The sequence below is a fragment of the Mycolicibacterium llatzerense genome, assembly GCF_025331195.1.
In the GTDB taxonomy this organism is placed as follows: Bacteria; Actinomycetota; Actinomycetes; order Mycobacteriales; family Mycobacteriaceae; genus Mycobacterium; species Mycobacterium llatzerense.
This window is the reverse complement of the sequence record NZ_LXOV01000018.1, coordinates 84,470-108,988: the sequence shown is the minus strand read 5'-3', so window position 1 is coordinate 108,988 and position 24,519 is coordinate 84,470. Positions and strand designations below refer to the sequence as shown.

Genomic DNA, 24,519 nt, shown 5'->3' with positions numbered 1-24,519 from the left:
CCGGATCAGCGGAACAACACCGCGGGATTCAGGTAGCCCGTCGGGTCGAACGCCGCCTTCACGGTACGCATGGCGGCGATGTCGGCGTCGGTGCGTGACATCCCCAGGTAGTCGCGCTTGCGGGTGCCGACGCCGTGTTCGGAGCTGACGTTGCCGCCGCAGTCGGCGATCAGCGTCATCATTGCGGTATAGAGGGCTTGTTCGGTCTCGTCGGAGACGTTGCAGCGCACCAGGTTCAGATGCAGGTTGCCCTCGCCGATGTGGCCGAACAGGACGGGGATGGCCTCGGGGGCATGCTCCGCTGTTACTGCGGCCGCCGCGTCGGCGAACCGGGCCACGGATGAAAGCGGCAGCGACACATCGAATTTCAGTGGCGGGCCGTACCAGCCCAGCACTTCGCCGATGGATTCGCGGACCTGCCACAGCCGCTGCGCCGCGCTGCCGTCGATGCCCACCGCCGGTTCGCCCGTCAGCTCGGCGTCGCCCAGGGCCGAGGCGAGCGTATCGGATTGGTCTGTGTCACCGGCCATTTCGACCAGCAGCTGCCAGGCGCCACCGACGGCCGCGTGCACGCCGAGGTGCTCTGCGGTCAGGTCGCTGGCACGCGCGTCGATCAGCTCGAGCGCCGCGATGCCGTCGGTGTCCCGGAGCCGGCGCCCGGTGTCGATCAGTGCGTCGAGGTCGTCGAACCCGGCCACCGCGGTCACCCGGTGTGGCGGTTTCGGGTGCAGTCGCAGGTCCAGGCCGGTGATGACCCCGAGCGTGCCCTCGGCGCCGACGAACAACGAGGTCAGGTCGTAGCCGGTGTTGTCGCTGCGCACCTGGCTGTGCCGGCGCACCAGCGAGCCGTCGGGCAACGCGACCTCGAGACCCAGAATCTGTTCGCGCATATTGCCGTATCGCACGGTGCGCAGGCCGCCGGCGTTCGTCGACGCCATGCCCCCGACGGTGGCCGAATCACGGGACGCGAGGTCGACACCGAACACCAGACCCGCGGCCGCGGCGGCGTGCTGCACCGCGGCGCAGGTCGCGCCGGCCCCGACCCGGATCCGGCGTTCCTCGGTGTCGACCGTGCCGACCGCCGACAACCGTTCGGTGGACAGCAGGATGTCGTCGTGTTCGGGGACGGTGCCGGCCACCAGTGACGTCCGTCCGCCCTGCACCGTGACGCAGGCGCCCGCGTCCCGGCACGCCCGCAGTACTGCCGCGACTTCGGTATCGCTGCCCGGACGCACCAGCGCCTGGGCGCGGCCGTGGTAGCGGCCGGTGTGGTCGACGACGCGACCGGCGAGCACGTCCGGATCGGTCGTGACATACCCCGCGCCGACGATCGCGGTGAGGCGCTCGATGGTGGTGTCGGTCATGGGCGTGGTGGCGGCCGGTGCCGAGCGATCTGGCCTTTGGCGTATTCGACCGCCGGCAGTGGGACGAGAGGACTGGGGATGCCGAAGCGGCTGGTCTTGGTTCGGAACATCACCATGTCGGCGGTGGGTCTGACCGCGATGACCGAAGCCCAGCCGATCGTCACGGTGCCACCCGGGTTGGCCACCATGAATCCGAAGTCATCGAATCCCGAGGCCCAATGCGCACCGGGAAACATGGTGTGCCCCAGCGTTCGATAGCTGCGGAACCACCCCATCGCCGCAATCATGGCGAGGAAGAACGTCAGCGAGACGACCGCGATACCGACAGCCGCCGGTACGGATCCGGCGCCGGCTGCAGCGAACCCGACGACGATCACGACGATCAACCACAGTCGCCACTGCGTCAGGGCTCGCCGGGTGGACAGCCACGTGAAGTGCCGACGATCCGACGGGCCGGCGATCCACACGTGCTGGACGGGCGGCACCGGCGCACCCGGTGGCCGCATCGTCATGCGGTCACCGACAGGAACGCGCCCAGTTCGATCATGCCGTCCGGGGTCGACGGGAGATAGTCGGTCAGATACGTCGAGCGCACCACATAGGCGGCGTACTTCGCGCGGCTGATTGCCACGTTGAGGCGGTTGCGATTCAGCAGAAAGCCCATGCCGCGGGGCACCTCGGCGATGGACGACGCCGTCATCGAGACGAACACCACGGGGGCCTGCCGCCCCTGGAACTTGTCGACGGTGCCCACCTGGACATCGCCGTACCCGGCCGCGTCCATCCGCTCGCGCAACAGCACCACCTGCGCGTTGTACGGCGCCACGATCAGAATATCTTCGGGCTCAAGGTTTTTCGTGCCGTCCTCGTCGGACCACTGCCGGCCGACCAGGCCGCCGATGGCCGCGATGATCGCCTCGGCCTCCTCGGGACTGTCGGTCGCATTGCCCTCGTGGTCGACGGTCAGCAGGTGCACGCCAGGTTCGATCCCGGCCAATCGCCGTGCACCGCTGACACTTTCGGCAGCCAGCAGCCGGTTGTCGTACGACAATGCCGACACCGGAGCGCACACGGCCGGGTGCATCCGGTAGGACACGTCCAGGAAGTAGCCGCGTTCGGCGGGCAGGGTGTGCCGTCCCTCGACCAGCCAGCTCAGGGCCGATTCGTCGACCGGCTCCGGGTGGGTGCCCTGGCTGACCTGCGGCAGCTGCTGCGGATCGCCGAGCAGCAGCAGATTGCTCGCCGCGGGTGCGACGGCGATGGTGTTGGCCAGGCTGAACTGGCCGGCCTCCTCGATGACCAGTAGATCCAGGCAACCCCGCGGAACACGCCCGTCGTTGGCGAAATCCCAAGCGGTACCGCCGATCACGCAACCATTGCTGTCCTCGATGAAGCGCGCGTACTGGTTGTCCGGGACGTCGCTGAACGGCGCGTCCTCGGGCGCGCGCTTCTTGCCGACCACCCGGCCGTCCACGCCCGCCTTGACCACGCTGGCGAGCACGTTCTCGACGACAGCGTGCGACTGCGCCACCACCCCGATGCGCCAGTGGTCGCGGTTGACCAGGTCGGCCATGACCTTCGAGGCGGTGAAGGTCTTTCCGGTTCCCGGTGGGCCGTGCACCGCAAGGTACGACGAGTCCAAATCCCGCAGGGCGGCAACGATGTCCCGCGCCGTGTCACCGGTGCGGGGGAGTGGTCCCTTGGACAGGGTGCGCGGGGTGGACCGCAACAGGATGTCCAGCGCCGCACTGGGCGGCAACGACGGCAGTCCGGTAGCCAGCGCACCGGCTGTCGTCTCGATCGACGTTCGCAGCGGTTTGGTGTTCGGCGGCGGACCGGGCGTCAGCGCGAAGGGCAGCTGGCCGAACTCCTCGCCGTCCTTGCCGGTCCGGTGCATGATCAGCACCTCGGTGCCATCTTCGTTGCAGTCCAGAACCTTCGCGGTGCCGGCGGCGCGGACGTCCGGATCGTCGGAAAGCCCTGTCGGAGAAGGTGGTTCGTAAAGGGCGAACACCTCGGCGTCCGGCCGGATCGAGCCGGCGGCGATCTCGCCGCGCAGCAGCACCTGGCGCTGGGGCTTGCGGGCCTTGGGCGGGGTGTTCCAGTCGACGGCGATGTGCGGGGTTGTCGTGGCCACGAAAACGTCTGTGCTGTCGGCCCATTCGTCGATCGGGTTGTTGATCCGGTCGAAATGCTCCCACCAGAAGGGCTTCTCCTCGCGCTGGTGGTACCCGCGGGCGGCCGCGATCATGGCCACGGCCTGCTGCTTGTCCGAGCGTGCCGTGGTGCCGTCACCCGCGTACTTCGCCAGGGCGCGCTGTGTCGCGTCGTCGGTCGGCACCGCCGTCTCGGGTTGCGCGAGGCCGCCACCGACCGGCCCGCGGGGCGCGATGCCCTCGGCCCACGCCACCCCGAGCAGCCACTCGCGCAACCGCAGTGTGGAGCGGCAGTCGTAGTGGTTGTAGTCCTCGATCTGCTTGAGGACCGTCGCGGCTTCCTCGTGTTCCCCGGCCGCCTCGAGTTCGGTGTAGCGCGCGTACTGCGTGATGGAGTCGGTGGCCTTGGTGACCTCGCCGACGCGCAACTCGCCGCCCATGTACAGCGGTTCCAGATACTTGATGCTGTAGCTCTCGGTGCCGACCCGAATGCTTTTGCGTACCAACGGCAAAAGGTCCACCAGTACGCCGCTGCGCAGCAGCTCGTCCACCTCGGCCTCGCCGACGCCGTAGCGCCCCGACAGCCGCAGCAGAGTGCTCTTCTCATAGGCGGCGTAGTGGTAGATGTGCATGTTCGGGTACCGCTTGCGTTGCTTGCGCACGAACGCCAGGAAGTCGACGAGTGCCTGCCGTTCACTGGCCCGGTCATGCGCCCACAGCGGGTGGAAATCGCCGGTCGCGGTCAAGGTGCCCCAGAGGTACTCCAGGCCCCAGTCCCGGCCGTTCTCGGTCCACAGCGGGTCGCCTTCGTAATCGAAGAACAGGTCGCCGCGGTCGGGTTCGGGCAGCCCGGTGAGCGGCTGTGCGTCGATCACCTCGAACTGGGGCTTGTTGTCGACCGGGGGAGCGACCTGCAGCCGCGCCTGCCCGACGAGATTCGCCACGATGCGGGACGAGAGTCCCGGCACTGCGCCGCTGTGTTCGGCCAGTTCGTGCACGGTGGTGATCCCGGCATCGAGCAGTCGGGCCCGCTGGCTCACCCGCATGCCGGCTACCAGCAGCAGGTCATCCCGCTCGCGGACTTCGACTTCGCAGTCCTCGCATTGATGGCAGGCCCGCAGTTCCGGGGACTCCCACGACACCGGCGCCCCGCCGGCCCGGTGCTCGTCGAGCAGCCGCTGCAGCGCAACCCGTCGCGGCAGGTATACCGGAAGCAGTTCGGCCACTGGGTAACTGGCGATGGTGCCGTCACCGAGCACCAGGTCGACCTCCGGCGCCACCGGCACTCCGGCCTGCTCCAGCGCGTCGGCGTAGGCCGCCAGCTGCAGGAGTGCCTCGACTTTCACCGAGCGCGCCAGCTTCGTGTCCCGCAGGCGATAGCGGCCGTCGTCCAGGATCAGGAAGTCGGCGAAACCCAGGAAGCGGCCGTCGAACATCGCGGCCTGATAGATCACCGGCTCCCGGCGGTCGACCGCCGCCCGGGTGGCCTCGGCCGCCGCGACGGCTTCACCACCGTCTCGGGCAGCCCGTACGGCTTGAAGGCTTCCATGAACTGCTCGATGGACGGCAGCGTCACGGGCTCGCTGGCGTGTGCCCCCAGCCGGCCGCCACCAGTCGCACCTCGGCGACGCGCACCTGGTGATGACGCGACACCGCGGCCCCCACCGCCTCGGCAACAGGCTCCAATTCGGCGCGGCCCGCACCCACCGCACGCTCGGCGACCACGACCAGTTGCTCGCCCGAATCACCAGGCACAGCAAAGGCTGTCGCGTAGCCGGAGCGCACCGCCGACGAGGCGCGGCTGACCGTTGCCTCGATGTCCTGCGGGTAGTGGTTGCGCCCGTCGACGATCACGAGATCCTTGATCCGGCCGGTGACGAACAGCTCGTCGCCCACGTAAACGCCCAGATCGCCTGTGGCCAACCACAATGCGTTGTCCTCGGCGCCATCGGCGTGGCTGACGGTCTGGCGGGTCTGCAGCTTGTTGCCGAACACCCGCTCGGACTCGTCGGGCCGGCCGAAGTAGCCCCGGCCGATGTTGTTGCCGTGCAACCAGATTTCGCCGACCGTGCCGTCCGCGGCCTCGTCGCCGTCGGGGGTCACGATCGTCACCCACTGGTCGGGGATGGCCCGTCCGCACGACACGTGGGGGACCGCGCCGTCGGCATGCCGACGGCGCGGTCCCCCACGTGTCGTGCGGACGGGCCATCCCCGACCAGTGGGTGACGATCGTGACCCCCGACGGCGACGAGGCCGCGGACGGCACGGTCGGCGAAATCTGGTTGCACGGCAACAACATCGGCCGGGGCTACTTCGGCCGGCCCGACGAGTCCGAGCGGGTGTTCGGCAACAAGCTGCAGACCCGCCAGCTGTCAGTCGAATTGACCGGACAGAAACTCCGCGCGCGAGGCAGTGCGGGCCAGTTTTCCCGACGTTGTACGGGGGATGCGGCCAGCTGTTCCAGGTGCCGCTGCTCGTGGGTGTCACCGAGTTCGGCGGTACGGGCCAGCAGATCGTCGTCCACGACGGCTTTCGGTCCCCGGCCCAGCAGCCCGTCGAACCGGCGCAGCAGCGCGTACTCGCAGCGCGCCGCGGCGGCGAGGTCGGACGCGCTGTAAATCACAGCGGCGTCCTCACCATCGGAGTGCTTGCCGGGACTGAGGAACACGTCGCCACCATATGGCAGCCCGCCGACAGACCGGGGCTACCTTGGCTGGAGTGAGCAGGATTTTCACCACCAGCGTCGCGTCGGTCTATCCCCACTACGTCAACAAGGTGGAGAAGAAGGGGCGCACGACTGCTGAGCTGGATCAGGTCATCTGCTGGCTGACGGGTTTCGATCAGGCCGCGCTGGCTGCGCATCTCAAAACCGAGACGACCTTCGAGGACTTCTTCGCCGCGGCGACGCTGAACCCGAACGCGGCACTGATCACCGGGCTGGTGTGCGGCGTCCGCGTCGAGAACGTCGAGGACCCGCTGATGCAGAAGATCCGCTATCTGGACAAGCTGGTCGACGAGCTGGCCAAGGGCAAGGCCATGGACAAGGTGCTGCGCGCCTAGTGCGTGTTGCCGATCAGCTCGACGCCATTGCCGTTCCAGTGGAACCGCACGACGCTCTTGAGCCCACTGGCCGGGTTGGTGTAACTCAGCGCGACGGTGTCGCCGGTGGTCGCGGCCAGGTCGATGCCGTTGAACCCGTACGTGTCGGGCACCCCCGTCGGGATCAGTTGGCCCAGGTGGAACATCACCGCGCGGGTGTTCGGCTGCTCGCCGTTGGTGTTCGCTTTCACAATGACCACCGACAGTGGTGCGCACTGGTTGTAGTTGCCGGCCAGTGGCTCCGGGCTCCAGCCCTGCTTGCTGCGGGGGTCGGCGGGCAGTGTGGACACCGCCTTGGCGATATCGGGGGCCGTGAGACTGACGGCGCAGGGGTCGGCCGGAGCCGCGCTGGTCTTCGGACCTGCGACGACGGTCGGCGCGGCGGTTTTCTTGGCGGCGGCCGGCGCGGTCGGATCGGGCGTCTTGGAGGCGGTGGAGTCGCCCGACCCGCAAGCGGACAGGCCTGCCGCCGCGAGTGCGGCCACCGCGATCGTCATCAGTTTCGGTTCGGCGCAGCGCACCCGGCCACCCTATAAGGCGGACCAGGGGGAGTCTGGTCAGCCATGCGGGGCGTACCTGGCCCGATGACCCTCTAGACTTCTCGCATAATGACGACGTCTTCGCCCGAGACCGACCCGGATTCGGGCGGCAGCAACACCACTTCTGAAACCTCCGTTGAGTCCAGCGCCGAGGTCACTGCTGAAACCTCCGCTGAGTCCAGCGACGAGGTCACCTTCGCCGACCTGAACATCCGCCCGGAGGTGCTGCGCGCGCTGACCGACGTCGGATACGAGTCACCTTCGCCCATCCAGGCCGCGACCATCCCCGCGATGCTGAGCGGATCCGACGTCGTCGGTCTCGCCCAGACCGGCACCGGCAAGACCGCCGCATTCGCGGTTCCGGTGCTGTCCAAGATCGACCCCACCAGCCGTAACACCCAGTGTCTGGTGCTGGCGCCGACCCGCGAGCTCGCCTTGCAGGTGGCCGAGGCATTCGGCAAGTACGGCGCGCACCTGAACGTCAACGTGCTGGCGATCTACGGAGGGTCGTCCTACACGCCGCAGCTGGCCGGGCTCAAGCGTGGCGCCCAGGTCGTGGTGGGCACCCCGGGCCGGGTCATCGATCACCTGTCGAAGGGCAGCCTGAACCTCTCGCACCTGGACTACCTGGTGCTCGACGAGGCCGACGAGATGCTGCAGATGGGCTTCGCCGAGGATGTCGAGCGCATCCTGGCGGACACCCCCGAATACAAGCAGGTCGCGCTGTTCTCGGCGACCATGCCGCCGGCCATCAAGAAGATCACCTCGAAGTACCTGCACGACCCGGTCGAGGTGACCATCAAGGCCAAGGCGCAGACCGCCGAGAACATCACCCAGCGCTACATCCAGGTGGCCGGCGCGCGCAAGATGGATGCCATCACCCGGCTGCTCGAGGTCGAGCCGTTCGAGGCGATGATCGTCTTCGTCCGGACCAAGCAGGCCACCGAGGAAGTCGCCGAAAAGCTCAGGGCCCGTGGGTTTTCCGCGGCCGCGATCAACGGTGACATCGCCCAGGCGGTCCGCGAGCGCACGATCAACGGGCTCAAGGACGGCTCGATCGACATCCTGATCGCGACCGACGTGGCGGCCCGTGGTCTGGACGTCGAACGCATCTCGCATGTGCTGAACTACGACATCCCGCACGACCCCGAGTCCTACGTGCACCGCATCGGGCGCACCGGCCGGGCCGGCCGCTCGGGTACCGCGCTGCTGTTCGTCACGCCGCGCGAACGGCACCTGCTCAACTCGATCGAGCGCGTCACGCGAAAGAAACTCATCGAGTCGCAGCTGCCGTCGGTCGATGACGTCAACGCGCAGCGGGTGGCCAAGTTCGGCGATTCGATCACCGGTTCGCTCAACGCCCCGGGCATCGAGCTGTTCCGCCGGCTGATCGAGGACTACGAGCGCGACAACAACGTGCCGCTGGCGGACATCGCGGCGGCGCTGGCGGTGCAGACCCAGGGTGGCGAAGAGTTCCTGATGAAGGAGCCCCCGCCGGAGAAGCGGCGCGAGCGTCCGGATCGTGACGACCGCGGCGACCGTGGCGACCGCGAGCGCAAGCCTCGGTCGACGCGCGAAGATCTGGCGACCTACCGCATCGCCGTGGGCAAGCGGCACAAGGTGATTCCGGGTGCCATCGTCGGCGCCATCGCCAACGAGGGCGGCCTGAACCGCAGCGACTTCGGGCACATCAGCATCCGCGTGGACCACTCGCTGGTCGAGCTGCCCGCCAAGCTGAGCAAGGACACGCTCAAAAAGCTTGAGAGCACCCGTATTTCGGGCCAGTTGATCCACCTGGAGCTGGACAAGGGTGGGAATTCCGGCGGCTATCAGGATCGTGGCGGACGCCCGGACCGGGGCTCGTACTCCGACCGCGGTGGCCGTCAGGACCGTGGGCCACGCCCGGACCGCGGGTCTCGACCCGGCCGTGACGACGATCGTCGTGGTGGCCACAGCGAAGGTCGAGGCGAGGGCAAGCGCAAGTACAAGTGACCCGGGTTGATTCACTCACCGGGGTCCGTGCGGTCGCCGCACTGCTCGTTGTACTGACCCACGCAGCGTTCACGACAGGTAAGTACACCCAGACCTACGTCGGGCTGATGTATGCGCGCGCCGAGATCGGTGTGCCGATCTTCTTCGTGCTGTCGGGTTTCCTGTTGTTCAGCCCGTGGGTCAAGGCGCTGGCCCGGGCCGACGCCGAAAAGCCTTACGAGGCACCGTCGGTGCAGCGCTACGCCTGGCACCGCGTGCGACGGATCATGCCCGCCTACGTGGTGACGGTGCTGGCGGCCTACGCGCTGTATCACTTCCGAACGGCCGGCCCGAACCCCGGTCACAGCTGGCTGGGGCTGCTCCGGAACCTGACGCTGACCCAGATCTACACCGACAACTACCTGTTCTCCTGGCTGCATCAGGGCCTCACCCAGATGTGGAGCCTGGCGGTGGAAGTTGCCTTCTACGTTGCCCTTCCGGCGCTGGCCTACCTGCTGATGGTGGTGCTGTGCCGGCGGCGGTGGCGGCCGGCCCTGCTGCTCGGCGCGCTGGCGATGTTGGCCGCACTGAGCCTGGCGTGGCTGACGTTGGTGCACACCACGCATTTCCTGCCCGACGGTGCCCGGCTGTGGTTGCCGACTTATCTGATCTGGTTCGTCGGCGGCATGCTGCTTTCGGTGCTGGCGGCGATGGGTGTGCGGGCCTACGGATTCCTGTGCATCCCACTGGCATTGGTCTGCTACCTCATCGCGTCGACGCCCCTCGCCGGCGCCCCGACCACCTCACCCGCCACACTGGGGGAGAGCCTGTGGAAGTCGGTGCTCTACGCGGGGATCGCCACTCTGGTCGTCGCGCCGCTGGGTTTGGGGAACCGGGGCTGGTACGCGCGACTGCTGGGGAGCCGGCCGATGGTCTTCCTCGGCGAGATCTCCTACGAGATCTTCCTGGTGCATCTGGTCATCATGGAACTGGTCATGGTCGAGGTGATGCATCAGCACATCTGGACGGGTTCGACCTTCGCGTTGTTCACCCTGACGATGCTGTTCACCATTCCGGTGTCGTGGCTATTGCACCGGTTCACCCGGGTCCGGAACTAGCAGTCGCAGTCACAACAGCAGCCGTCGCAGTCACAGCAGCCATCGCAATCGCAACAGCAGCCGTCGCAGTCGCAGGCGAAGCAGCCGTCGAACCAGCCGGCCTTGCGCTCGGCCTTCTTCTCGGGGTCTTCTTCGCCAGTTTCGATCCCGACTATGTCCAACGGCAGCTCGCCCGATGACGCGATTGGTGGGCCGGCGTCGGGCGGCACATCCGTCGCCTCGAACCCCGCACCGCTGAAGGTCCGGGTCACGGCCCGTCGCAACTCGCGGGTCAGCAGACGGTGCACCAGCCGCCCGTCGGTGAATTCCACGTCGGCCAGGGCGAGCTCGATGCCGAGTACCGCGTCGTCGCACGCCGTGCGGACGTCGCCGATCGGAGCTGCAGTGGCGGCCACCGGATTCCACTTCCCGTGCACCCGATCGTCGTGCAGATCCTCGATCGCGTCGAGCAGGTGCGCGACCCGCCCGAACAACTGGCCGACCTCCCGCAGCGGCGCCACGTTCCCCGGCCGCCCGGCCAGCACCGCGGTGTGCGCGAATGCCGCGGCGACCGAGGTTTCGGTGGGTTCGGTGACCGCGAGCAACGAGCTACCCGGCGTTGCAGCGGCTTCCAGCGCCGCCTGCCGACTGATCGCGTCCATCAGCACGGCGGTGTCGAAGCCCAGGGCTGTGCCGACGCCCGTACCTTGGCGCTCCCACCGGTCGGCGATCCGTCGGGCAGCGGGCCGCACGCCTGCCGCGGCGAGCACGCCGTCGCCGTCGTCGACGTGATCGCGCACCCGGGCGGCGGCGAGCACCAGGGAGACCACGGCCGCGAGCCGGACGGATTCACCTATGGCGACGTCGGCCTTGCGCATGCCCCGCAGTGGGCACCGGCCGGCTTCGCGCCGTCCGGGTGCCGCGGTGGATTGCGCTTCCACCAACGCCGACACCACCAGCCCGTCGTAGTTGGTGGCGACGCGTCCGCCCTGTCCGTAGTCATCGCGAAGCGCGAGGCACAGCCCGCACAACTGGGCCGTCCAGACGGCGGCGAGTTCCTTACCGAGTCGATGCCGGCAGGGCCGGAGGATGCCGAACACGGCTTGAAGATAGCGCCGGCCAGCGCAGATCGCAGGCAATCAACCCAGGAACTCAATTAGGTTATGCTGCCCTAATAGTCCAATTGGAGGGTGCAACATGACCGAGCCGAAGCCGTCGCGTGGAATCCAGGGCGCGTTGGTCAAGCTGTGGCGGGGTGGCGACTACGAGCTGACGGTCACCGGCCGCACCCAGATCACCCCGAACTACCTGCGGCTGCATTTCACCACCGGAAACCTGCTGGCCGAGCGGCCCGTGCATCCGACCATGTGGGTCCGGGGCTGGTTCCCGGACGGGGACAAGGCGCACCAGCGCGGCTACACGCTGGTCAACCCCGATCCGGCCGCGGGGACCACCGACATCGACTTCGCGCTCCACGACGGCCTGGCCACCCGCTGGGCCCAGGACGCCAAGCCCGGCGACACCCTCGAGGTGACGTTGCTCGGCAGCAGCTTCGAGCTGCCCGAGCCCGCGCCGGCCGGATACGTCCTGGTCGGTGACGCCGCATCGCTGCCGGCGATCAATACGCTGCTGCAGGCCATCGGTGCGGCGCCCATCCAGGTGTACCTCGAGGCCGGTCACGACGACGACCGCGATCTTCAGGTGGGCGTCGGCGCCCCCGGATTGACCGTCACCTGGGTCGACCGCAAGAACAACGGCGAGGCGCTGGTCGAGACCGTGCGGGCCTCGGCGTTCGACGCGTCCGATCACTTCGGCTGGGTGGCGTGCGACAACCGGACCACCCGTTCGGTGGTCAAGGTGCTGCGCGAGGACTACCAGATTCCGAAGAAGGCCATCAAGGCCCGGGCCTACTGGGAAGCCTGATCCTTCGGAACCAACTGGGCCACAACGAATTCGTCGAGCATCTGGCGTTCGTCGTCTTCGTCGGCGCCGGGGAACATCAACAGCGACACCAACATCCGGACCAGCCAGTTGGCCCGGCGATGCGCGGCCTCGGTCTCCAGCTCTGGCCACGACGCGGACAGGAACGCCGCCACCAGCCCGGTGATGACGTCGGACTGCGCGGCGACCTCGCCACCGATGGGTCGCTGGGTGGCGACAAACCACGATGACAGTGCGGGACTTTCCCGCACGTTGCGCAGCGCGATCGCCACACCGTCGAGCAGTCGGGTGCGCGGGTCACTGATATCCGCGATCTGCTCGCCGACGTGAGCGAACACCCGAAACGCCTCGCGGTGCACGTAGGCCAGGTGCAGCACGTCACGGTTCTCGTAGTACCGGTACAGCGTGGCGCGGGAACAGCCTGCCGCCCTGGCGATTTCGAGCATTCCGACGGTCGCGGCGTCCTGCTCGGCGAACAAGCGGTCGGCGGCGTCCAGGATGGCCTCGGCCGCGACCTCGGTGCGTCGGCCGGCCAGCCAGTCGGTTGCCATCAGCAAATGGTAAACGGCACCGATAGTGGACGTCGCACATAGCTGCCGCCGGCCCACTCGATGTTGGCCTCATCGACGGTGAATTCCGGTATCCGCGAGAGCAGTTCGGTCAGGGCGACGCGGGACTGCATCCGCGCGGCCGCCGCGCCCAGGCAGTGATGCGCACCGTGGCTGAAGGTCAGGATGTTGCGCGGCGCGCGCGTCACGTCCAATTCGCCTGCGTTCGGACCGTATTGGCGTTCGTCGCGGTTGCCCGAACCGTAGAGCAGTAAGGTCTTGCGGCCGGCGGGAATGGTGGTGTCGCCGATGGTCACGTCGCGCGTGGTGGTGCGGGCCAGGCCCTGGACCGGCGAGGTGAGTCGAAGGAGTTCGTCAACGGATTCCGTGATCAGGTCGGGGTTTTCGACGAGGAGCCGGCGCTGGTCGGGGTGCCGGTGCAGGAGCTGCACGCTGCCGCCCAGCATCCCGGTGGTGGTGTCGTTGCCACCCGTGACCATGGTGAAGGTGAACGCGAGGATCGACAGCACGCCGCTGATGTCACCGTCGGCGCCGATGCCCGCGGCGACCAGGTGCGAAACCGTGTCGTCCTCGGGCTCTTTGCGGCGGCGCTCGATCAGCGCGGTGAAGTACCCCATCATGTCGCCGAGCGCGCTGCCCAGTGTCTCGAGCGCGCTGCCCAGTCCGCCCTCGGCGGTGTTGGCCGCGACGATGGCCTCGGTCCAGCCGTCGAACTGGTCGCGGTCGGCCTCGGGAACGCCGAGGTAGTGCGCGACGACCATCGACGGCAGCGGCTTGAACAGCTCGGCCACGATGTCACCGCCGCCGGCGGCCTTCAGCTTCTCCAGTCGCTGCACGACGAACTCACGAACCTTGGGCTCGACGGCCTCGACCTGGCGTGGCGTGAAGCCGCGCGACACCAGCTTGCGGAATTCGGTGTGCACGGGCGGATCGGTCATCACCATCGGCGGGTTGTCCTGCAGGCCGATGAGTTCCAGCTCGCCGTAGTTGACGGTCAGGCCCTCCGCCGAGGAGAACGTCTGGTGATCGCGGGCGGCGGTCCAGATGTCGGCGTGCCGGGACAGCACGTAGTAGTCGGCCGCGGGGTTGTCGGCGGGCACCACGTGGTGCACCGGATCGTGGTCGCGCAGTGACCGGTACATCGAAAAGGGATCGACCCACCCGGCCGAATCGGCAAGCTGGAACGCCACGGGGGAGTCGGATGTCTCGTGAGACAAAATCGCCGTCATGTCTTATGTGTACGGCGATTGCCCCGGATGTGTCAATGCCCGAATTAGATCCCCGCGCCCGGATTCAGGATGTTGTCGGGGTCCAGGGCCGTCTTGATCCGGCGGTTCAGTTCCATGACCTCGGGCCCGAGTTGGCCGGCCAGCCAGGGCCGCTTGAGCCGGCCGACGCCGTGCTCGCCGGTGATGGTGCCGCCCAGCGCCACGGCCAGGTCCATGATCTCGCCGAACGCGATGTTGGCCCGTCGCGTGTTCTCGGCGTCGTTCGGGTCGTGGACGATCAGCGGGTGGGTGTTGCCGTCCCCGGCATGTGCGATCACCGAGATCAGCAGGTCGTGTCTGCGGGCGATCTCAGCCACCCCGTCGACCAGGTCGGCCAGTGCGGGCAACGGCACACCGACGTCTTCCAGGAGCAGCGGTCCTTTGGCTTCCACGGCCGGGATGGCGAACCGGCGGGCGGCCACGAAGGCCTCGCCCTCGTCGGGGTCATCGGTCGAAAATACTTCTGTGGCACCGGCTTCGGTGAACACGCGGGCCATGAGCTCGGCGTCCTCGACGCCTGCGGCACCGCGGTCATCGGAGGCCGCCACCATCATGGCCTTGGCCTTTCGGTCCAGGCCCATCTTGAGCTTGTCCTCGACGGCGTTGATCGCAACGTCGTCCATGAACTCCAGCATCGACGGGCGAATCCGGCCGGTGATGGTCACAACGGCACCGGCTGCCGCGCGCACCGAGTCGAAGCTCGCGACCACGGTGCACCCGCGGTGCTGCGGCGGCAGTAGCCGCAGCGTCGCCTCGGTGACGACACCGAGCGTGCCCTCGCTGCCCACGAACAGCTTGGTGAGGCTCAGTCCCGCAACGTCTTTCAGTCGCGGCCCGCCCAGCCGTACCGCGGTGCCGTCGGCCAGGACCACCTGCAGGCCGAGGATGTAGTCGGTGGTGACGCCGTATTTCACGCAGCACAGGCCGCCGGCGTTGGTGGCGACATTGCCGCCGATGCTGCAGATTTCGAACGACGACGGGTCGGGTGGGTACCAGAGCCCGTGGGCCGCAACGGCTTTCTTCACCTCGGCATTGAGTAGGCCGGGCTGCACCACGGCGGTGCGGGTTGCCGTGTCGACGACGATGTCGCGCATCCGTTCGGTGGTCAGCACGATGCCGCCGTCGACGGCGGTCGCCCCGCCGGACAGGCTGGTGCCGGCGCCGCGCGGCACCACCGGGATCTTGTGCGCACTGGCCCACCGCAGGATCGTCTGCACCTCTTCGGTGGTGCGTGGCCGCACCACCGCGATGGGGGTGCCGGCGTCCGGATCGAGCGCGCGGTCCTGTCTGTAGGACGCGACGATATCCGGATCGGTGACGACGGCGTCGGTGGGCAGGTCGGCGATGAGGCTCGGCAGCGCGGTGTGCACGGGGCAAGTCTAGGAGCCGCGTGCCGACCAGCTAAGACTCGCGTCATGTGCCGTGCGCATTAATCCTGTGTAACGTCCGTGTTACCGGTATTCTCGGCAATGTGTACAGCAAGGCCATGTTGGCCGAGATGGGCGCGCTGCGCGACAGCCGTCGCGGGGCGCACGTGTCTGCGACCGCGATCGAGCTCCACGTGCGCGTCGTGAGTCGCACTGTGCGCACGCGCCGCCCGGCTTTCGTGGCCGATGCGGCCCTCGATGCCATCGCGCCGGGTTCTGTGACAACCGTTGCGGCACTGGAGCTTTGGACTGCCAGCCTCTGGCAGCGGGTGCCCGGGGGCTATCTGATCGACGACCGCGACCTGATCGCCCACCTGTCCGCCGGTCCGGTTCGGCGGTGGGTGCGCAGGGTGTGGCTGAATCTCAACAGCGAGTCGGTCATCCCGTTCTGACTGCACCGGCTGTCGCGCGGACGGCGCGCAGCGAAGCAAACAACAGGTCGTTCAGCATGTCGATGAGGTGCTCTCGGTCGACGGTGATCGCCCCGACGAGGACCGCGGTGAGCGTCTCGCCAACCCCGCCGATGACGAACTGCGCGGCGAGGCGCAGGTCGAGTGGCTGCACGTCGGCGGCCGATCCGTTCAGTCCGGCGACGATGCCGGCGAACCGCTGAGCCTCGGCGAGCCGGCGCGAGCCGAGCGCAGGCGAGGCGGCGGACTCGATCAAGATGACGCGGCCCTTGCGCTGATCCGCCAGTAAGAGGTCGACCAGCGCCCCCAGCGCCGCCCGCGCGCGAATCCTCGGGCTGCCATCGGCTTCGGCGATCGCGGCAAGTCCCCGCTCTTCCAGCTCGGCCACGATCTCGTCGAACACCGCGATGTGCAGGTCCTCGATCGTCGGAAACGATTCGGCGAAGTAGCGCGCCGCGAGCCCGGACCGTTCTGCGACGCCGCGCAGCGTCGTTGCGGGGATGCCCTTGGTGCCCATCAGGTCCAGGCCCGCCGCGACGAAACGGCGTCGCCGCTCAGCGATGCGGTCGGCGCTGCTCAAGCCGCCGTACTGCCTTGACCCACTCACGAAAACAATCTTGACACACGCGTGGACAGATGGTTGCCTGATCTCATCTATCAACGCTTGATGACAGATTGGATTCGCGCATGACGAGCACGGCAGCACCTGTCGAGGCCGCAGTCGAGCCATGGCGTCCCGGTCAGCCGCATGCGGAGCTGGCTGCCGACGTCCGATGGTGGGCGGGCTCGCCGCTCGGCCTTGGGATGTTCGGGCGCCTGGCGCTCGACCAGGTGGCGTACCGCCCTGTCGCAGCGGCGGTGGACCACTCCGGCCGCTTCCGGGAGAACTTCACCGATCGCGGCATCCGGTCGGGCGCGTATGCCATGCTGATGCTGTTCGGCGAAGAATCAGACCGGCGCTTCGACACAGAAGAACTCAAGCGGCTGCATTCCGCGGTGAAGGGGACCGGCAACGGTGAGTTCGCAGACACCAGGTTCAGCGCGCTCGATCCGGACCTGTGGAAATGGATCGCGGTGAGCGCGTTGAATATCCACTATCGGAGTTACGTGGCGGTTTGCAGTCGCGATCTCGATGAGGGCGAGCGGGAAGTCGTCTACCAGACCGCGCGGTGGATGCTTAGCTATCTGGAGTTGCCCAGTGCCCGGGCCAAGCTGCCCGAGACCTTGGCCGACATGTTGACGTACTACGACGCCGTTGCCGCAGAACACCTGGCGGACAATCTATTTCTGCAGTACGCCAAGGACAGCTTCGGCACTCTCCCCGTGCCCGCGCTGGTTCCTGAGCGGCTGCGTCGCCTTATCGCTCCGTTGTGGAATGCAGTGACCCCCATCGTGTTGCGTGTCCCGAAGGTAGTGGGGGAGCGCCACGCCCACCCGAAGATGCGTGAATTGCTCGATGTTCGATCGACAGCCTTGAGCCGGCTGGAGTATGCCCTCTATCTCAGTGCAGCGCGGTTGGCCTGGCGGTATCTGCCACGAGTGGTCGTCCTGGAGCCGTTGGCCTACAACCGCTACTGCTACGAACGGCTGCGGTCGGTGTACCACAGCGTCCAATTGGACAGCTTCGCCGCGTAGCGGCGCAGACGGGGCGCAGAATCTGGGGGTGCTGCCGCATCCCCGAACCGGAGTGTTGTTCTCGTCCCCGGTGCCGCCCGGCTCGGGTTGGCCCGGGGACCCCGCCGATGCCGATACTGCCGTCGCCCGCACCGCGGCGCAGGTCCGGTCCAGGGCCCGTCGCTGCTCCGACGTGGCCGACCTCGATGCCCAGGTATCGGTGTGCCGTGGCTGCCGCCGCCTGGTCACCTGGCGTGAGGACGTCGCCACCCGGCTGGTGGCCAAGCGCAAGGCCTATGCGGCCGAGCCGTACTGGGGCCGGCCGGTGCCGGGTCTCGGCCCGGCCCGGCCGCGCATCTGGGTGCTGGGCTTGGCGCCCGCCGCCCATGGTGCCAACCGCACCGGCCGGGTGTTCACGGGCGACCGGTCTGGCGACTTTCTCTTCGCGGCCCTACACCGCGTCGGCCTGGCCAGCAGCGCCGAGAGCGTCGATGCAGCAGATGGACTGACTCTCAACGACATTCGCGTGGTCGCCGCCGTCCGATGTGCCCCGCCGGACAACGCACCGACGCCGGCGGAACGTGACACGTGCGAACCGTGGCTGAGTGCGGAATGGCGGCTGACGGGCCAGGACGTCCGGGTCGTCGTCGCGCTCGGCGGCTTCGCCTGGAAGGCCGCGCTGGACCTGACCGGGGCCCGGCGGCCGTATCCGAAGTTCGGCCACGGCGCGCTTGCCGCACTTCCCGACGGGAGGCAGCTCCTCGGCTGCTACCACCCGAGCCAGCAGAACACGTTCACCGGCCGGCTCACCCCGGACATGCTCGATGCCGTGTTCACCGTGGCCGTATCGTTGGCTGGGAATCCCAACGGGTGAGAAAGAGTTGGATTAGATCGTGCAGTTGTCTGTCCTTAATCTCGTCCCGGTCCGTAGCGACCAGTCCACCGCCGATGCCTTCGCCGCCACCGTGCACCTCGCCAAGGCTGCCGACGAGCTGGGCTACACCCGCTACTGGGTGGCCGAGCACCACAACATGCCGGCGGTCGCCGCCACCAGCCCACCTGTCTTGTTGAGCTATCTGGCTGCAACGACCCACCGCATCCGCCTCGGCTCCGGCGGCGTGATGCTGCCCAACCACGCCCCGCTGGCGGTCGCCGAACAGTTCGCGCTGCTGGAGGCGGCCGCGCCGGGCCGGATCGACCTGGGTATCGGGCGGGCGCCGGGAACGGACCCTGTCACCTCGATCGCGTTGCGTGGGCCAGCTGGGCGTACCGACGAGGACATCCATCGCTTTCCCGAGTACCTCGACGACGTCGTCGCGCTGATGAGCCCCGGTGGGGTCAAGGTGTCGCTCGAGGGGCGAAATCTGTTGGACAAGAACTACATCCTGAAGGCCACCCCGGCCGCCGTGAGCCCGCCGAAACTGTGGCTGCTCGGCTCGTCGATGTATTCGGCACACCTAGCCGCAGCCAAAGGGCTGCCGTATGTCTTCGCCCACCACTTTTCCGGGCAGGGCACCGAAGAGGCGCTGGCCACCTATCGTGAGGAATTCCGGCCCAGTGAATTCGCCGACGCTCCAACGACATTCATGACCGTCAATGCCTGCGTGGCGGACACCCGCGACGAGGCCGAGCAGCTGATCCGCCCCAACCTGCAGATGATGGCGTGGCTGCGTACCGGCGAGCCCCTGCGTGCGCTCGATCTGGTAGAGGACTCGGAGCACAACCAGCTCACCGCTACGCAGCAGGCCATCGTGGCCGCCGGAATGGAGCGGGCCATCGTCGGCTCACCAGGCGAGGCCGCCCAGCAAATCCGGTATCTGGCATCGCACTTCGACGTCGACGAGGTGATGGTCAGCCCCGTCGCCGCCGCACGCCGGGGCTGCGATCCAGCCACCGCCCCGGCTCGCGAGACGACGCTACGGCTGCTCGCCGAGCAGCTGCTCTAACGCGGCGTCAGCGCCACGACCGGGATCGGCCGGGTGGTGCGCTTCTGATAGCCCGCGTACCGGTTGGCGTTGTTCTTGTTCACGACCTGCCACAGCCGCGCGTAGTCCGGGTCGTCCTTGCCGACGACGCGGGCCGTGACCGGCAATCGCTTTGGCCCGACGTTGATTTCGATCTCGGGCTTGGCTTTCAGGTTGAAGTACCAGCCGGGCGCTGTCGGCTCGCCACCCTTGGATGCGACCACCAGGTAGGCGTCGCCATCCTTTGCGTAGGTCAGTGACGTGGTGCGCGCCAGCCCGGTCTTGGCGCCGACGGTGTGCAGCAACAGGCTGGGCGGGACACCGGGGAACTGGTGGCCGATCCGGCCTTCCGTCTTCTGGTAGATCCGGTCGTGCATCTTCAGCAACGGGAGGCCGAGATACTTCTCCCACAGGGGCATACTCATGGCTTCAAGTCTGCCTGCGGATCGGAGAGCCTCGCCACCGCCTCCAGTAGGATCTTTCCACTGGCTTCCCGGTCTGGGTCGCGGCGCAGCAGCATGCCCTTGGCGAACGCCAGTTTGTCGCCGGACTTGCGCGGGACGACGTGCAGATGGATGTGAAACACCGTCTGAAATGCGGCTTTGCCATCATTGATCGCGATGTTGTTGCCGTCGGCGTGCAGGCCGGACTCGCGCGACGCCTGGGCGATGCGCTGACCGAGTTTGGCCATGCCCGCCACTACCTCCGGCGGGGTGTCGACCAGGTTCTCGTAGTGCTGTTTGGGCACCACCAGGGTGTGGCCGCGGGAGAACGGCCGGATATCGAGGAACGCCACGTAATCGGCGTCCTCGTAGACCCGGATCGCGGGCGCCTTCCCGGCGATGATGTCGCAGAACACACAGGACATCGGTTCACCGTAGGCCAGCTGGGTCAGACGTTGGCGGCCGCCCACTCCGACAACCGGCGGTCGCGTTCGGCGGCGTCGACGTCTTCGACCCGCGTCATCACCGCCCAGCGCTGACCGAACGGATCGATGATCGACGCGAAGCGGTCGCCGGTGACGAAAGTCTGTGTCGCTTCCCGGATTGTCGCGCCGGCGCGCTCGGCCCGGTCGACCACCGCGTCGACGTCGGGGCAGTACAACACCACAGAGTGCGTGACCGGACCGCTGCGTGGCGGCGCCACCAATTCGTAGTCGGCGTTGGGATCAGACAACTGCAGCCGGCCGGTACCGAAGTCCAGTTCGGCATGTGCCACGGTGCCGTCGCTCGCGTCCATCTTCTCGATCACCTGAGCGCCGAAGACCTCGACGTAGAAGTCGATGGCGGCGGCAGCCCCGTCGATCACCAGGAACGGGGTGAGGCTGGTGTAGCCCTGGGGAATTGGTTGCACGCTCATGGCATCCAGTTTCGTAGGGTCTGAGCGTGGCGGCTTGGAAAAACCCGACAGCGACCCCGCGGCTGGGTGTGGTCGGCCGCGCCAACACGGGCTCGGTCTTCGACCTGCAGCAGTGGCCGCCGTCGGCCGCAGCGGCGGTCTGGATCGAGAATTTCTGGTCGGTCAGCTGGGATTTGCGGGACGCAGAGCCGTTCGACAGCACCGTCATCACGTTTCCCGCGGTGCACCTGACGCACGAATGGGGTACCGACGACGTTCGGCACGGTCAGCCGTTGCCCGCGACGCTGGTGCACGGCGTGGTCGAGCGGGTGTTCACCACGAGGCTGTCGGCGTCGGGTTCCGTGGTGGGAGCCCGGTTCCGGCCAGGTGGGTTCGCGGCCCGGTTCGGCCGGGATGCCGGTGCGCTGACGGGCCGGGTGTTACTTATTGACGACGAATTGTTCAGCACGCCCGTGTCTTTCGCTGACGACATCGAACAGACGGCAGCCGCGCTCGACGACGCGATCGGCAGTCACACCGATCCGGACACCACGTTTCGCGACCTGTCGACGCTGCTGGACCGGGTCAGCGCCGATTCGCAGCTGCACCGAGTCGAACAGGTGATGGCGCTGTCGCCTTGGAGTGAGCGCACCACCCAGCGAGTGTTCCGCCGCTACGTCGGGGTGCCGGTGAAATGGGTGCTGTGCCGTTACCGCCTGCAGCACGCGGCGCTGCAGATCGAGACGGTTCCCGATCTCGACTTTGCTGACCTGGCAGTGCGTTTGGGCTGGTACGACCAGGCGCATTTCATCAACGACTTCCGGGCCATGCTCGGCTGCACGCCGGGGGAGTACGCCACCAAACACCGTCGATGATGGGTAATCTGTCGCCGCATGGACCCTAGTGAGCTGGCGTTCGCCGGCGCCGCCGAACAGGCTCGGCTGCTCGCTGCCGGTGCGGTGAGCGCGCCTGAACTCGTGGAGCTGTATCTGGACCGCATCGGGCGCATCGATCCCGAATTGCGTTGTTACCGCATCGTTCTGGCCGAGAGCGCCAGAGCGCAGGCGCGGGCCGCGCAGGCCCGGCTGGACGCGGGGGAGCGGCTGCCTCTGCTCGGCGTGCCGATCGCCATCAAGGACGACACCGATGTGGCGGGCGAACTGACCACCTACGGCAGCAGTGCCCATGGAGCGGCGGCCACTGCCGATGCCGAGGTGGTACGTCGACTGCGCGCCGCGGGTGCGGTGATCCTCGGCAAGACCACGGTGCCCGAGATGATGATCTGGCCTTTCACCGAGACATTGACCTACGGTGCGACGCGAAACCCCTGGAATACGGGCTATGCGCCGGGTGGCAGCAGCGGCGGCAGTGGCGCCGCGGTCGCGGCCGGCCTGGCCGCATTGGCGCTCGGTTCGGATGGCATGGGGTCGATCCGGGTGCCGTCCACCTGGTGCGGATTGTTCGGCATCAAGCCGCAGCGGGACCGGGTGCCGGTGAGCCCACACGATGACTCGTGGTGCGGACTGGTGCACTACGGGCCACTGGCCCGCACCGTCGAAGACGCGGCGCTGTTCCTGGACGCCACCACCGACGGCGGCTTCGTGGACGCCGCTCGGCGCGCGCCCGGCCGGCTGCGGATCGCATTGAGTACCAAGGTGCCACCGCTGGTGACCGCGCGGGTGGGAGCGAAGCAACGCGCCGCGGTGGAGCAGGCGGGGGAGTTGCTGCGCGAACTGGGCCACGACGTCGTCCATCGAGACCCTGACTACCCGCGGTCGGCGGTGTACGGCCACGCCCTGCCGCGCTACTTCCGCGGGGTCTATGACGACGTGTCGGCGCTGCCGCACCCGGAGCGGCTGGACCGTCGGACCCGGGCGTTCGCCAGGATCGGTGGGTTGATCTCCCAGCGGCGGATCGATGCGATCCGCGCCACGGAGCCTGCGTTGACGGCGCGGGTGCAGTCCGTGTTCGACAGCGTCGACGTGGTGATCACCCCGGGGGCGGCGTCCGGACCGTCTCGGGTCGGGCAGTATCAGCGTCGCGGCGCCGTCTCGACCCTGGCGGCGGTCGCCGCGCGGGTGCCGTTCCAGGCGATGTTCAACGTCACCGGTCAACCGGCAGCGGTAGTGCCCTGGGGGTTGGACGACGCCGGAATTCCGACCTCGATTCAGTTGGTGGGCAGGCCATTTGACGAGGCGACGTTGCTGTCGCTGGGTGCGCAGATCGAGGGCGCGCGCCCCTGGGCCGGCCGGCGGCCTCCGGTCGGTTAGTGCGAGCCGAGCGCGTTCTGGATGTCCGGCTTCATCTGACGCAGCGCCTGGCCCCAGTAGGCCCAGCTGTGGGTGCCGGTCGGCGGGAAGCTGAACGTCGCGTTGTGGCCACCGGCGGCGAGGTACGCGGCCTGGAATTTGAGGTTCGACGCGAGGGTGAAGTTCTCCAGGAACTGTTGCGGCAGGCCGGCCGTCGCACCGGCCAGATCGTCGGGTGTGCCGGTGCCGCAATAGATCCAGATGCGCGCGCCGGTGCCGACCAGCTGACCGACGTTGACCGTCGGATCGTTGCGAGCCCATGCCGGGTCACCCGGTGGACCCCACATGTCGTCCGGATTGAAGCCGCCGGAATCGTTCATCGCGAGCTTCACCATCGGCGGCCAGAATGGGTCGGACAGATTCAGGAACCCGGACAGCGAGCCGGCGTAGCGGAATCGGTGCGGGTAGTTGGCGGCGTAGATCAGGGCGGTGGAGCCGCTCATGGACAGCCCGACGACAGCGTTACCGCCTTGCGAGAGTTGCTTGTTCGCGGCGAGCCAAGCCGGCAGCTCGCTCGTCAGGAAGGTTTCCCACTTGTACGTCTGGGTGGTGCCGTTCCCGACGGCGGGCTGGTACCAATCGGCGTAGAAGCTCGACATCCCGCCGACGGGCATGACCACCGAGAGGCCCGACTGGTAGAACCATTCGAAGGCTTCGGTGTTGATGTCCCAGCCGTTGGCGTCGTCCTGTGCGCGTAAGCCGTCCAGCAGGAACAGGGCGTGCGGACCGCCGCCCTGGGACTCGACTCTGATGTTGCGGCCCATGGCTGCCGACGGCACGCTCAGGTACTCGACCGGTAGGCCCGGCCGGGAGTACGCGGCGGCGGTCGGGACGTTGGTGAGGCCGACGACTATGAGCGACGCCAGCGCCGCACCCAGTGTTCTACAGGTCCGTGGCATGTCTGCCCCCTGGGTCCAGATTCAGATCTACGCCTGTTGGGGCGGCAGGTCTAGCCCAAGGCGATCGCCTGCCACGCCGCGAGCTTGTCGGCGAATGACATGGTCAACGCTCCGCTGCTCGACGGCAGCCGGGCGGCGGGCAGCGCGATATCGGCTTGCTGGAACAGGGTGAACGCGGTCAGTCCGTTGACGAATCCCCGCTCGATCGTCGGGTGCTCGGCGAGGAATGCGTTGAAATCATTGAGCACCAACGTCTTCCGGTCGATGTTCGCGTCCAGGCTGCCGACCCGCCGGCAGCTGTGCACGACGTCCCACAGCGCCACACCGGCACCGGTGACGGCATCGATGCGTTCGGGGTAAGGCAGCTCGGCGTCGAATCCGGCGAGCGAGCCCAGCAGCCGCCAGAACTGGTTTCGGGTGTTCGCGTAGTACTCGCCGGTGTCCAACGACTTCTCGCTGGGAAACGAGCCCAGGATCAACACCCGCGGGTTGGCGCCGACAACCGCTGGCAGTCCGGTACGTAGCGGCATCTGTGGCTCGGTCATGTGCCCATT

24 protein-coding genes and 3 pseudogenes are annotated in these 24,519 nt (G+C 67.8%); 10 read left to right on the top strand and 17 right to left on the bottom strand.

Annotated elements, in window-relative coordinates; all coding sequences use genetic code 11:
• Window positions 1–5: 5 nt before the first annotated feature.
• The 6 genes and pseudogenes from A7G45_RS30165 to A7G45_RS32815 all read right to left on the bottom strand — a co-directional run.
• On the bottom strand, window positions 6–1,364 hold the full coding sequence (locus tag A7G45_RS30165; protein ID WP_260942423.1) for an FAD-binding oxidoreductase: 1,359 nt from the start codon (window positions 1,362–1,364) through the stop codon (window positions 6–8).
• Window positions 1,361–1,876: a YcxB family protein gene (locus A7G45_RS30160; RefSeq protein ID WP_260942420.1), complete on the bottom strand. Its 516-nt coding sequence runs from the start codon at window positions 1,874–1,876 to the stop codon at window positions 1,361–1,363. Before A7G45_RS30160 ends, A7G45_RS30165 begins: the two co-directional genes overlap by 4 nt.
• Window positions 1,873–5,019 (bottom strand): annotated as a pseudogene (locus A7G45_RS30155) (TM0106 family RecB-like putative nuclease); the annotation flags it as partial. The gene A7G45_RS30160 and the pseudogene A7G45_RS30155, both read right to left, overlap by 4 nt.
• Window positions 4,971–5,096, bottom strand: coding sequence for a hypothetical protein (locus tag A7G45_RS30150; RefSeq protein WP_260943377.1), 126 nt, complete (start codon window positions 5,094–5,096; stop codon window positions 4,971–4,973). The gene A7G45_RS30150 and the pseudogene A7G45_RS30155, both read right to left, overlap by 49 nt.
• Window positions 5,097–5,119: 23 nt before the next feature.
• A pseudogene (locus A7G45_RS30145) lies at window positions 5,120–5,683 on the bottom strand (fatty-acid--CoA ligase); the annotation flags it as partial.
• Between the two features lie 289 nt (window positions 5,684–5,972).
• A pseudogene (locus A7G45_RS32815) lies at window positions 5,973–6,188 on the bottom strand (hypothetical protein); the annotation flags it as partial.
• 50 nt (window positions 6,189–6,238) lie between these two features.
• On the opposite strand from A7G45_RS32815, the gene A7G45_RS30130 reads away from it, so the two are divergent.
• Window positions 6,239–6,580 carry a DUF2200 domain-containing protein gene (locus A7G45_RS30130; RefSeq protein ID WP_043988325.1) on the top strand — a complete coding sequence of 114 codons (342 nt, stop codon included), beginning with the start codon at window positions 6,239–6,241 and terminating at the stop codon, window positions 6,578–6,580.
• On the opposite strand, the gene A7G45_RS30125 is transcribed toward A7G45_RS30130, so the two are convergent.
• Window positions 6,577–7,116 carry an LppP/LprE family lipoprotein gene (locus tag A7G45_RS30125; RefSeq protein WP_043988132.1) on the bottom strand — a complete coding sequence of 180 codons (540 nt, stop codon included), beginning with the start codon at window positions 7,114–7,116 and terminating at the stop codon, window positions 6,577–6,579. The two genes, A7G45_RS30130 and A7G45_RS30125, sit on opposite strands and share 4 nt — an antisense overlap.
• A gap of 111 nt (window positions 7,117–7,227) precedes the next feature.
• On the opposite strand from A7G45_RS30125, the gene A7G45_RS30120 reads away from it, so the two are divergent.
• Both A7G45_RS30120 and A7G45_RS30115 read left to right on the top strand, forming a co-directional pair.
• Window positions 7,228–9,150, top strand: coding sequence for a DEAD/DEAH box helicase (locus A7G45_RS30120; RefSeq protein ID WP_071285450.1), 1,923 nt, complete (start codon window positions 7,228–7,230; stop codon window positions 9,148–9,150).
• A complete protein-coding gene (locus tag A7G45_RS30115; RefSeq protein ID WP_071285452.1) occupies window positions 9,147–10,247 on the top strand; it encodes an acyltransferase family protein in 1,101 nt (366 codons plus the stop codon). Before A7G45_RS30120 ends, A7G45_RS30115 begins: the two co-directional genes overlap by 4 nt.
• Here A7G45_RS30115 and A7G45_RS30110 read toward each other — a convergent pair.
• On the bottom strand, window positions 10,244–11,326 hold the full coding sequence (locus tag A7G45_RS30110; RefSeq protein WP_071285454.1) for a DUF5685 family protein: 1,083 nt from the start codon (window positions 11,324–11,326) through the stop codon (window positions 10,244–10,246). The genes A7G45_RS30115 and A7G45_RS30110 overlap by 4 nt on opposite strands.
• 97 nt (window positions 11,327–11,423) lie before the next feature.
• Between A7G45_RS30110 and A7G45_RS30105 the strand changes: the two genes are divergently transcribed.
• On the top strand, window positions 11,424–12,149 hold the full coding sequence (locus tag A7G45_RS30105) for a siderophore-interacting protein (RefSeq protein ID WP_071285456.1): 726 nt from the start codon (window positions 11,424–11,426) through the stop codon (window positions 12,147–12,149).
• On the opposite strand, the gene A7G45_RS30100 is transcribed toward A7G45_RS30105, so the two are convergent.
• The 3 genes from A7G45_RS30100 to A7G45_RS30090 are packed head-to-tail and all read right to left on the bottom strand — an operon-like array spanning window position 12,134 to window position 15,374.
• Window positions 12,134–12,718 (bottom strand): TetR/AcrR family transcriptional regulator, encoded by a 585-nt coding sequence (locus A7G45_RS30100; RefSeq protein WP_260942404.1) that lies wholly within the window; start codon window positions 12,716–12,718, stop codon window positions 12,134–12,136. The two genes, A7G45_RS30105 and A7G45_RS30100, sit on opposite strands and share 16 nt — an antisense overlap.
• Window positions 12,718–13,965 (bottom strand): cytochrome P450, encoded by a 1,248-nt coding sequence (locus A7G45_RS30095; protein ID WP_260942401.1) that lies wholly within the window; start codon window positions 13,963–13,965, stop codon window positions 12,718–12,720. The genes A7G45_RS30100 and A7G45_RS30095 overlap by 1 nt, the downstream gene beginning before the upstream one ends.
• Window positions 13,966–14,009: 44 nt before the next feature.
• The gene (locus A7G45_RS30090; RefSeq protein ID WP_260942399.1) at window positions 14,010–15,374 is read right to left on the bottom strand and encodes an FAD-binding oxidoreductase; all 1,365 of its coding nucleotides are present in this window, start codon (window positions 15,372–15,374) and stop codon (window positions 14,010–14,012) included.
• A 101-nt stretch (window positions 15,375–15,475) separates the two neighbouring features.
• Here A7G45_RS30090 and A7G45_RS30085 point away from each other — a divergent pair, with 101 nt between their 5' ends.
• Window positions 15,476–15,823: a hypothetical protein gene (locus tag A7G45_RS30085; protein ID WP_110789240.1), complete on the top strand. Its 348-nt coding sequence runs from the start codon at window positions 15,476–15,478 to the stop codon at window positions 15,821–15,823.
• On the opposite strand, the gene A7G45_RS30080 is transcribed toward A7G45_RS30085, so the two are convergent.
• Window positions 15,810–16,421, bottom strand: coding sequence for a TetR/AcrR family transcriptional regulator (locus A7G45_RS30080; RefSeq protein WP_234711551.1), 612 nt, complete (start codon window positions 16,419–16,421; stop codon window positions 15,810–15,812). The genes A7G45_RS30085 and A7G45_RS30080 overlap by 14 nt on opposite strands.
• A 107-nt stretch (window positions 16,422–16,528) precedes the next feature.
• On the opposite strand from A7G45_RS30080, the gene A7G45_RS30075 reads away from it, so the two are divergent.
• From A7G45_RS30075 to A7G45_RS30065, 3 genes are read left to right on the top strand one after another with little or no spacing between them, the layout of a single operon-like run.
• Entirely contained in the window at window positions 16,529–17,476 is a 948-nt protein-coding gene (locus A7G45_RS30075) for an oxygenase MpaB family protein (protein ID WP_071285464.1), read from the top strand.
• Between the two features lie 28 nt (window positions 17,477–17,504).
• On the top strand, window positions 17,505–18,329 hold the full coding sequence (locus tag A7G45_RS30070) for a uracil-DNA glycosylase (protein WP_204354706.1): 825 nt from the start codon (window positions 17,505–17,507) through the stop codon (window positions 18,327–18,329).
• A gap of 19 nt (window positions 18,330–18,348) precedes the next feature.
• The gene (locus A7G45_RS30065; protein WP_260942392.1) at window positions 18,349–19,401 is read left to right on the top strand and encodes an LLM class flavin-dependent oxidoreductase; all 1,053 of its coding nucleotides are present in this window, start codon (window positions 18,349–18,351) and stop codon (window positions 19,399–19,401) included.
• Here the strand turns inward: A7G45_RS30065 and A7G45_RS30060 are convergent.
• The 3 genes from A7G45_RS30060 to A7G45_RS30050 are packed head-to-tail and all read right to left on the bottom strand — an operon-like array spanning window position 19,398 to window position 20,778.
• Window positions 19,398–19,844, bottom strand: a complete 447-nt coding sequence (locus A7G45_RS30060; protein ID WP_110789239.1) for a nitroreductase family deazaflavin-dependent oxidoreductase — start codon at window positions 19,842–19,844, stop codon at window positions 19,398–19,400. The two genes, A7G45_RS30065 and A7G45_RS30060, sit on opposite strands and share 4 nt — an antisense overlap.
• On the bottom strand, window positions 19,841–20,287 hold the full coding sequence (locus A7G45_RS30055) for an HIT family protein (RefSeq protein WP_071285567.1): 447 nt from the start codon (window positions 20,285–20,287) through the stop codon (window positions 19,841–19,843). Before A7G45_RS30055 ends, A7G45_RS30060 begins: the two co-directional genes overlap by 4 nt.
• A gap of 23 nt (window positions 20,288–20,310) precedes the next feature.
• Complete coding sequence (locus tag A7G45_RS30050) at window positions 20,311–20,778, bottom strand: VOC family protein (RefSeq protein WP_043395402.1); 468 nt, start codon at window positions 20,776–20,778, stop codon at window positions 20,311–20,313.
• A 26-nt stretch (window positions 20,779–20,804) separates the two neighbouring features.
• Here A7G45_RS30050 and A7G45_RS30045 point away from each other — a divergent pair, with 26 nt between their 5' ends.
• Both A7G45_RS30045 and A7G45_RS30040 read left to right on the top strand, forming a co-directional pair.
• The gene (locus tag A7G45_RS30045; protein ID WP_260942384.1) at window positions 20,805–21,632 is read left to right on the top strand and encodes an AraC family transcriptional regulator; all 828 of its coding nucleotides are present in this window, start codon (window positions 20,805–20,807) and stop codon (window positions 21,630–21,632) included.
• 18 nt (window positions 21,633–21,650) lie between these two features.
• On the top strand, window positions 21,651–23,027 hold the full coding sequence (locus A7G45_RS30040; protein WP_260942381.1) for an amidase: 1,377 nt from the start codon (window positions 21,651–21,653) through the stop codon (window positions 23,025–23,027).
• On the opposite strand, the gene A7G45_RS30035 is transcribed toward A7G45_RS30040, so the two are convergent.
• A complete protein-coding gene (locus A7G45_RS30035) occupies window positions 23,024–23,965 on the bottom strand; it encodes an alpha/beta hydrolase (RefSeq protein ID WP_260942378.1) in 942 nt (313 codons plus the stop codon). The two genes, A7G45_RS30040 and A7G45_RS30035, sit on opposite strands and share 4 nt — an antisense overlap.
• Before the next feature lie 50 nt (window positions 23,966–24,015).
• The gene (locus A7G45_RS30030; RefSeq protein WP_260942376.1) at window positions 24,016–24,510 is read right to left on the bottom strand and encodes a DNA-deoxyinosine glycosylase; all 495 of its coding nucleotides are present in this window, start codon (window positions 24,508–24,510) and stop codon (window positions 24,016–24,018) included.
• Window positions 24,511–24,519 lie beyond the last annotated feature (9 nt).

Excerpts from the sequence above, each read along its gene's own strand:
- A7G45_RS30165 (WP_260942423.1), bottom strand. The coding sequence starts at position 1,364 with ATGACCGACACCACCATCGAGCGCCTCACCGCGATCGTCGGCGCGGGG.
- A7G45_RS30160 (WP_260942420.1), bottom strand. The coding sequence starts at position 1,876 with ATGACGATGCGGCCACCGGGTGCGCCGGTGCCGCCCGTCCAGCACGTG.
- A7G45_RS30125 (WP_043988132.1), bottom strand. The coding sequence starts at position 7,116 with ATGACGATCGCGGTGGCCGCACTCGCGGCGGCAGGCCTGTCCGCTTGC.
- A7G45_RS30120 (WP_071285450.1), top strand. The coding sequence starts at position 7,228 with ATGACGACGTCTTCGCCCGAGACCGACCCGGATTCGGGCGGCAGCAAC.
- A7G45_RS30105 (WP_071285456.1), top strand. The coding sequence starts at position 11,424 with ATGACCGAGCCGAAGCCGTCGCGTGGAATCCAGGGCGCGTTGGTCAAG.
- A7G45_RS30100 (WP_260942404.1), bottom strand. The coding sequence starts at position 12,718 with ATGGCAACCGACTGGCTGGCCGGCCGACGCACCGAGGTCGCGGCCGAG.
- A7G45_RS30095 (WP_260942401.1), bottom strand. The coding sequence starts at position 13,965 with ATGACGGCGATTTTGTCTCACGAGACATCCGACTCCCCCGTGGCGTTC.
- A7G45_RS30075 (WP_071285464.1), top strand. The coding sequence starts at position 16,529 with ATGACGAGCACGGCAGCACCTGTCGAGGCCGCAGTCGAGCCATGGCGT.
- A7G45_RS30060 (WP_110789239.1), bottom strand. The coding sequence starts at position 19,844 with ATGAGTATGCCCCTGTGGGAGAAGTATCTCGGCCTCCCGTTGCTGAAG.
- A7G45_RS30055 (WP_071285567.1), bottom strand. The coding sequence starts at position 20,287 with ATGTCCTGTGTGTTCTGCGACATCATCGCCGGGAAGGCGCCCGCGATC.
- A7G45_RS30050 (WP_043395402.1), bottom strand. The coding sequence starts at position 20,778 with ATGAGCGTGCAACCAATTCCCCAGGGCTACACCAGCCTCACCCCGTTC.
- A7G45_RS30040 (WP_260942381.1), top strand. The coding sequence starts at position 21,651 with ATGGACCCTAGTGAGCTGGCGTTCGCCGGCGCCGCCGAACAGGCTCGG.
- A7G45_RS30035 (WP_260942378.1), bottom strand. The coding sequence starts at position 23,965 with ATGCCACGGACCTGTAGAACACTGGGTGCGGCGCTGGCGTCGCTCATA.
- A7G45_RS30030 (WP_260942376.1), bottom strand. The coding sequence starts at position 24,510 with ATGACCGAGCCACAGATGCCGCTACGTACCGGACTGCCAGCGGTTGTC.